The sequence below is a fragment of the Streptomyces sp. NPDC111802 genome, from assembly GCF_055634335.1.
The window spans coordinates 1-6390 of record NZ_JBVKCZ010000123.1; the positions used below are offsets into that span (position 1 = coordinate 1).

A 6390-nucleotide genomic window follows, 5' to 3' on the forward strand; every position below is an offset into this window, starting at 1 on the left:
ATGCAGTACCGGCCCCACCTGCTCGACGGCTTCATCGCCGAGACCGGACTGACCCTCGCTCCACCATGACCGTCACCCCGAAGAGAAGACCTCAGTTGCGCCTCCGATATGTGTACGCCCTTTGAGAAACGCTGCAGTAGACGAAGTCCCTGCCGCACCCAGCGATTCACAAATGCTCAAAGTTGACAGTTTGCATTAAAGTTTCAATCTGTCTTTGTGTTCACTGGATCATGCACCTCCGCTTTACTGATGGCTACCAGTCGAAAAAAGTCTTGGGGTCCAAAATCTTGGTGTACCTATGATCGGCGCTTGGGTTGCGCCGGCACCAACTATTGTCCCGTGATCCTGTTTGCATCACTTCGAGTTGTTTGCGACGAGCTTCTTGATGTTGGTCTGGACGAGACGGACCTTCGCCAGGATCTCTTCGGCGGTTGCGGTCCAAGTGAACGGTTTGGCCTCGGAGTTCCAGGTGTCGATGTAGTCGCGGATCTGATTGATCAGGACGTTGACGCTGGCGAAGGTGCCGCGGCGGATCGACTGACGGGTCAGGATTCCGAACCAAGTCTCGATCTGATTGATCCAGGAAGAGCCGACGGGGGTGAAGTGAAAGTGGACCTGTGGATTACTGGCCAGCCATGCCTTCACCTCCGGTGTGGTGTGCGTGGAGAGGTTGTCCAGGACGACATGAATATCCTTGCCTGCGTGCGGTTTCACCGCCTTCTTCAGGAAGGCCAGGAAGTTCTTGCCGTTCCGCTCGGCTTGCACTCGCCGATCACTTCGCCGGTGCCGACGTTGAGTGCAGCGAACAAGTTCGTGGTGCCGTGCCGGACGTAGTCGTGCGTGCGTTTCTCGGTGGCCGCAAAGGTGACGGGCAGCACCGGCTGGGTTCGGTCCAGTGCCTGGATCTGCGTCTTCTCGTCGACCGAGAGCACGACCGCACCGCCCGGCGGGGCGAGGTAGAGGCCGACGATATCGGCGACCTTGTCCGCGAACGCGGGGTCCTTCGAAATCTTGAAGGTGCCGCTGCGGTACGGCTTCAGATTCTCATCGCGCCAAATCCGTGCGATGTAGTGCCAGGACACGGTGACGTCCTCGGTCCGCTTCAGATACTTCGCCAGTTCGCGCGTCGACCAGTGCGAAAGACCGGTACTCGCCGACGGCGTCATGCGCGTCAGCGCAATCACCCGCGCCCGAACCCGTGGCGGCACTTGTTGTCGGGCCCGGCCGGGCCGGTCGCCTTCCAGCCCGGCCAGCCCGCGCTGGGCATAACGAGTCTTCCAGCGGTCCACGGTCGGCAGCGACACTCCGAGCAGCTCGGCAATGTCCTTGCGCCGTCACCCCTCACCCGACCACAGCACGATCCGGGCCCGCGGCACCATATCCGCGGGTACCTCCCGACTGTTCGCCAACTCCCGCAACTCTACGGCCTGTTCCACGGAGATCTCCATGCCAGTGGCAACGATACACACGAGATCAAGTAACGCCAACGGGATCACGGGACACTATGAAAAGAGGCCTTTATGGAGAGTGCCATCGTCATGGGGTCGGGAGTGGCAGGAATCCTTGCCGCCGAAGTCCTTTCACGTCATTGTGGGAGTGTGACGATGATAGAGCGTGACCGGTTGGACGGCAGTGAACGTGACCGTCCCGGAGTCCCGCAGCACCGTCACATTCACTTTTTGTGGCCTGCTGGGCAGAACATTGTGGAGTCTCTGTTTCCGGGCTCCCTGGAATACCTCCATAGTCTGGGTGCGCCCCGGATTTCGTTCCCCGCCGACGCAAGGTGGCTGATCACAGAAGGGTGGCTTCCGAGGCTGCCGCTGACAAGGCTCTTCACGTGCAGTCGCTCCCTGTTGGAAGCTACCCTGCGGAAACGGCTCACCAAAGTGGAAATTAGGGATAACACCACTGTTACCGGCCTACTCGCCGACACGGCCGGCCGTGTTGTCGGGGTCCGGACCCGTTTTGGGGACCGGACTCAAACGCTGTATGCCGACCTGGTGGTGGACGCCACCGGACGCTCATCCAAGCTCTCGCAATGGCTAGCAACGCTAGGGCATACTCTGCCTACAGAGACCGTGGTGGACGCCCAGATGGGGCACGCCACTCAGGATTTCCGAATCCCTCAGGAGCACACCCCGGATTGCACAGCGATTACTGTGCATCACCGTCCACCCCATGTACGTCGCTGCGGTTACATGGCTCTCCAGGAAAACGGATACTGGAGGTGCACGCTTGCCGGCTATGGCGCTGACTACCCACCGAACACCAACGAGGGCTTCGTGGAATACGCGCGTACTCTTCGCGATCCCACACTGTACTCGCTGCTCACGAAGGCCACGCCTGTCAGCAGAATCTCGGCATTCAGGCAGGCGGCTAACCGCCACCATCACTGGGAGAAGATGCGCACCTGGCCGGCCGGACTCGTCGCACTGGGAGATTCTGCCTGTGCCTTCAACCCGGTCTATGGCCATGGCATGAGCGTCTCCGCCCTCTGTGCTCAGGCCCTGGAACGCTGGCTGGCCAACGGAGCCAGGTCCACCGCCGAGTTCCAGCGAGCCGCAGCTCGTGCGGCATCTGGCGCATGGTCCATCGCGACTTGGGAGGACTGGCGTTGCCGCGAGACCATCGGCGCCCGCCCTACTGTCAAGGACCGGATTCGCCTCGCTTACTACGTCCGTGTCCTGGCTGCTGCCACGACGGACAGCACAGTGTGTGCTGATCTCATGAACGTCATGAGCTTGCTCAAAAAGCCACGCGCACTGCTGCGCCCCGACATCGTCCTGCGCGTCATGAGGACATCAGCGGGAGCCACCCCGGAAGTCATTCTTCAATGAGTCACGCTCTTGACCTGCGACCATGCAAGATGCAGGAGACAATGAGCATTTTTAGCTTGGTCACTGATCGGGTGAAGCCGGTGGAAGCTTGCGGGTGGCAGAACGGGCGAGGCTCCCGGGCAGTTGAGGGAGGTATCTGACATCTCATCTCGTTTGCCGGGGAGCGCCGTTGATTGCCTATCCTGCCTCACTCGACGTGCCGCACGCCCTCGTGGAGACGGTGACGATGCTGATCGTCCTTCGGGAGGGTGACCGCAGGTGCAAGCTGCGTCCGCACCAGCATGCCCTGGCCGCGCTGGTGTACCTGCGCCAGCACACCACCCTGGCCCAGATCGCGGCAGGCTTCCGGATCAGCGTCGGCACCGCGCACGCCTACGTCCGCTCCGTCGTCACACTGCTCGCCCGCTGCGCGCCTGGACTCACCACGGCTCTGCGTGCGGTCAAGGCCACAGCCGAATACGTACTGGTCGACGGCACACTGGCGGAGTGCGACCGGGTCGGTGACGGCCGCAGGGACTGCAGCGGCAAGCACCGCCGCCACGGCGTGAACCTCCAAGTCATCACAGACCCGACGGGCCGGATCCTGTGGATCTCACCGGTTCTGCCCGGCCGCACGCACGACCTCACCGCAGCCCGCCGGCACCGCATCATCACCACCTGCACCCGACTCGGCATCCCCGTCCTGGCCGATCTGGGCTATCTCGGCGCCGGCGGAACCTCCGCCACGCCGCAACGCCGCCGTCCACGCCAAGAACTCACCGCCGGCCAGCGGTCATTACTCTCGAGAGTGGCCGCTGAAAATGCTCAATGAGCTCTTTCCAACCTGTCGGGCTGGAAAGGAAGTTGGGATGACAGACAGGGGAAGCGCATGATAGATGGGTTTTCGACCAAGAAGTGCGTCTCCTTCAGCAGCTTCGTGTGCTTGCTATTTCGCTCACGCAGTACGTGGAGCGTTACGGCCACCGCGCTGCAGTAGCTCGGAGAAGAGATGCAATGGCGAATTGAATTCTATAATTCTACTTACAGCATGCGAGGATGGTGTACGGATGTCCGGCCATTTCAACGTAGATCCAATGCTAGAGCGGCCCGAACCCCCACTGACGCTCCAATCGATCGCTCGGCGCCCCTTAGCCGGAGCTGTGACCACTGAGCGGATTGGTACCGACACGGTGCGCCGACGGGTGACCGTCCAGCCTGGCATGTGCGGGCCGATGTCCCTGCTGATCGGCCAGATCGGTGACTGGACTTGGGAGACGGTCGGCGCCGTCTGTGAAACCAACGTGGGCAAGGCCCGCGACCGTCACGGACAGCCCACCTACCTGTCGTTCTACTACTACAGGCTGCACGCAGGCGCGGAGCTCGGCCCGTCACAGATCACGTTCGGCGACCGGCTTGAGGTCCTCTCCAGAGTCTTCGCCTGGGGCAGCGAGTCCGTACTGACCCTGCACCGTATCTCCCGCGGCAATAATGCCTGGGAGGACGGTGCCATACTCACCCCAGAAGAGTTCTACGAGCGGCCACGGCCTGACTGCCTGTATGCGGAAAACTTCAACCGTTGGATCTCGCGCAGTCACCGTGGCTCGAACATGGGACTGGTACGTTCTTCTCCTGAGGACTTCGCCTACACCCATCTACCCGCGCTACCGGACCGATACTCCCCACGCCGCGCGTGCACCACAGCTCGCGCCATGGGAAAATTCCCCCCGCCTGACTCGGCGGCCGGCTATGTTTCATTCGGCGATGTATTCACGATGACTCACCAAGTGGATGCGACACGAGATATCAACGGGGCGGGTCTGTTGTACTTCGCCGCCTACTTTGCGATCGCCGAAAGAGCACTGTTACGGCTGTGGCACCATCTCGGCCGCTCCAGCCGGGCCTTTCTCGACCGGGCTGTACTCGAATCCAAGATCTGCTATCTCGGCAACGCCGATCTCGATGCCCTACTGCGACTCACCCTGCACATGCTACACAAGGCTGAAGACCCCGCGGATGAAATCATCAACGTGGTCATCGAGGACGCTCGCGATAATCGGACCCTGGCGATATGCGCATTTCACACACGCCGAAACGACAGGTCCTGAGCTTGTACTGATCTTTGATCGGGTTAGTTGTCTACCGGGAAGGTCATTCAAAAGTCGGGTGATCTTGTGTGAGTGATCTTGGAACGCAAGATCGGTCCCCTCGGCGTAGCGTGTGGAGTTCCAAGTGTCACGCGCTCGTTCGGGAGACCGATGCGTTTCCACCGTACTACCGGCCTGAGTCCGTATCAGCTGTCCCTGCTCAGCAGCCGGGTGGAACGCAGGCTCCCGGACTGGGACCGGGCACCAGGGGGCCTCTATGTCCTTCGTCAAGCGAGGCGGGGGGTTCGGTGTTCGTAGAAGGTGCCGTCGCGGAGCATCGCGAACAGCACGCTGATGCGATGCCGGGCGAGCCGGAGAAGTGCCTGGGTGTGGGTCTTCCCTCTGGTCCGGCACTTGTCGTAGTAGGCGCGGGAGGCGGGATCGTGCAGGGCCGCGAACGCGGACAGGAACATCGCTCTCTTCAGCTGGCGGTTGCCGCCTCTGGGGGCGTGTTCGCCGTGGTACGACAAGTGCCGGACCAGAGGGAAGACCCACACCCAGGCACTTCTCCGGCTCGCCCGGCATCGCATCAGCGTGCTGTTCGCGATGCTCCGCGACGGCACCTTCTACGAACACCGAACCCCCCGCCTCGCTTGACGAAGGACATAGTGAGCTGAACCGGGTTTCGTAGAGTCCGCCGGTCATGTTTCAGGCGGTCTGCGGTTCTTCTTCCAGGCTTTGCTGGAAGTCGCGTTCGTACTCGGCGGGCGGTACGTAGTCGAGCGCGGAGTGGAGACGTTCCTCGTTGTACCACGTCACCCACTGGAAGATCGTCCGCTCGACCTGCTCGAAGTCCCGCCAAGGGCCCTGCATCTCGATCAGCTCGGCCTTGAAGGTGCCGTTGAGGGCCTCGGCCATGGCGTTGTCATACGAGTCCGCGACGGAGCCAACCGAGGCGGAAGCGCCGACATCTGCCAGCCGCTCGGTGTAGCGGATAGACACATATTGGGCGAGTTCAACCAGTCGTTGCAACACCGGGCTGTTGCAGCGAGCGTAGCTGCTCTTCGAAGACCTCGGCTGGCGTCCAGCGGGAGTTCAGTGCGCATGTGGTCGGCGACCTGCCAGCCGACGATCATTCGTGAGTACACGTCCAGGACGAACGCCACATACGCCCAGCCCGACCAGGTTCTGACGTAGGTCATGTCCGCGACCCAGAGCTGGTCCGGGCCCGAAGCGGTGAAGTCACGGTCGACCAGGTCCGGCGGGCGGGGCGCCGACGGCTCGGGGATCGTAGTGCGGCGGCGCCGGCCGCGGATGACGCCCTCGATGTCCAGCTCGGCCATCAGCCGCTCGACGGTGCAGCGGGCCACGTCCACCCCCTTGCGCCGCAGGGCGCGGGTGATCCGGCGGGCTCCGTAGGTGCCGCCGGACTCCTCGTGGAGCTCTTCGATCAGGGGCATGAGCTGCTCGTCACGGAGCCGGCGTGCCGA

Annotated in this window: 6 protein-coding genes and 3 pseudogenes; 4 read left to right on the top strand and 5 right to left on the bottom strand. The window is 62.2% G+C overall.

All coding sequences use genetic code 11. The annotated features are described in order from the left end of the window. Nucleotides 1-354 precede the first annotated feature (354 nt). Both ACZ7NC_RS43955 and ACZ7NC_RS43960 read right to left on the bottom strand, forming a co-directional pair. Nucleotides 355-765, bottom strand: a complete 411-nt coding sequence (locus ACZ7NC_RS43955; protein WP_471497693.1) for a transposase — start codon at nt 763-765, stop codon at nt 355-357. Further along, complete coding sequence (locus tag ACZ7NC_RS43960) at nt 723-1322, bottom strand: IS630 family transposase (protein ID WP_471497699.1); 600 nt, start codon at nt 1320-1322, stop codon at nt 723-725. The genes ACZ7NC_RS43955 and ACZ7NC_RS43960 overlap by 43 nt, the downstream gene beginning before the upstream one ends. Nucleotides 1323-1538: 216 nt before the next feature. Here ACZ7NC_RS43960 and ACZ7NC_RS43965 point away from each other — a divergent pair, with 216 nt between their 5' ends. From ACZ7NC_RS43965 to ACZ7NC_RS43975, 3 genes and pseudogenes are all read left to right on the top strand, one after another. Beyond that, nucleotides 1539-2837: an NAD(P)/FAD-dependent oxidoreductase gene (locus ACZ7NC_RS43965; protein WP_471497701.1), complete on the top strand. Its 1299-nt coding sequence runs from the start codon at nt 1539-1541 to the stop codon at nt 2835-2837. A 169-nt stretch (nt 2838-3006) separates the two neighbouring features. After that, a pseudogene (locus tag ACZ7NC_RS43970) lies at nt 3007-3642 on the top strand (transposase); the annotation flags it as partial. Nucleotides 3643-3910: 268 nt separating this feature from the next. After that, nucleotides 3911-4921 carry an LnmK family bifunctional acyltransferase/decarboxylase gene (locus ACZ7NC_RS43975; protein WP_471497703.1) on the top strand — a complete coding sequence of 337 codons (1011 nt, stop codon included), beginning with the start codon at nt 3911-3913 and terminating at the stop codon, nt 4919-4921. A 266-nt stretch (nt 4922-5187) separates the two neighbouring features. Here the strand turns inward: ACZ7NC_RS43975 and ACZ7NC_RS43980 are convergent. Further along, nucleotides 5188-5427 (bottom strand): annotated as a pseudogene (locus ACZ7NC_RS43980) (IS110 family transposase); the annotation flags it as partial. On the opposite strand from ACZ7NC_RS43980, the pseudogene ACZ7NC_RS43985 reads away from it, so the two are divergent. Then, nucleotides 5423-5557: pseudogene (locus ACZ7NC_RS43985) on the top strand (IS110 family transposase); the annotation flags it as partial. The pseudogenes ACZ7NC_RS43980 and ACZ7NC_RS43985 overlap by 5 nt on opposite strands. A gap of 51 nt (nt 5558-5608) precedes the next feature. Here the strand turns inward: ACZ7NC_RS43985 and ACZ7NC_RS43990 are convergent. Then, nucleotides 5609-5818 carry an integrase core domain-containing protein gene (locus tag ACZ7NC_RS43990; protein ID WP_471497695.1) on the bottom strand — a complete coding sequence of 70 codons (210 nt, stop codon included), beginning with the start codon at nt 5816-5818 and terminating at the stop codon, nt 5609-5611. Then, a partial coding sequence (locus ACZ7NC_RS43995) for an IS3 family transposase (protein ID WP_471497697.1) occupies nt 5779-6390 on the bottom strand: 612 nt, incomplete at its 5' end. The genes ACZ7NC_RS43995 and ACZ7NC_RS43990, both read right to left, overlap by 40 nt.

Excerpts from the sequence above, each read along its gene's own strand:
- ACZ7NC_RS43965 (WP_471497701.1), top strand. The coding sequence starts at position 1,539 with ATGGGGTCGGGAGTGGCAGGAATCCTTGCCGCCGAAGTCCTTTCACGT.
- ACZ7NC_RS43975 (WP_471497703.1), top strand. The coding sequence starts at position 3,911 with ATGCTAGAGCGGCCCGAACCCCCACTGACGCTCCAATCGATCGCTCGG.
- ACZ7NC_RS43990 (WP_471497695.1), bottom strand. The coding sequence starts at position 5,818 with ATGGCCGAGGCCCTCAACGGCACCTTCAAGGCCGAGCTGATCGAGATG.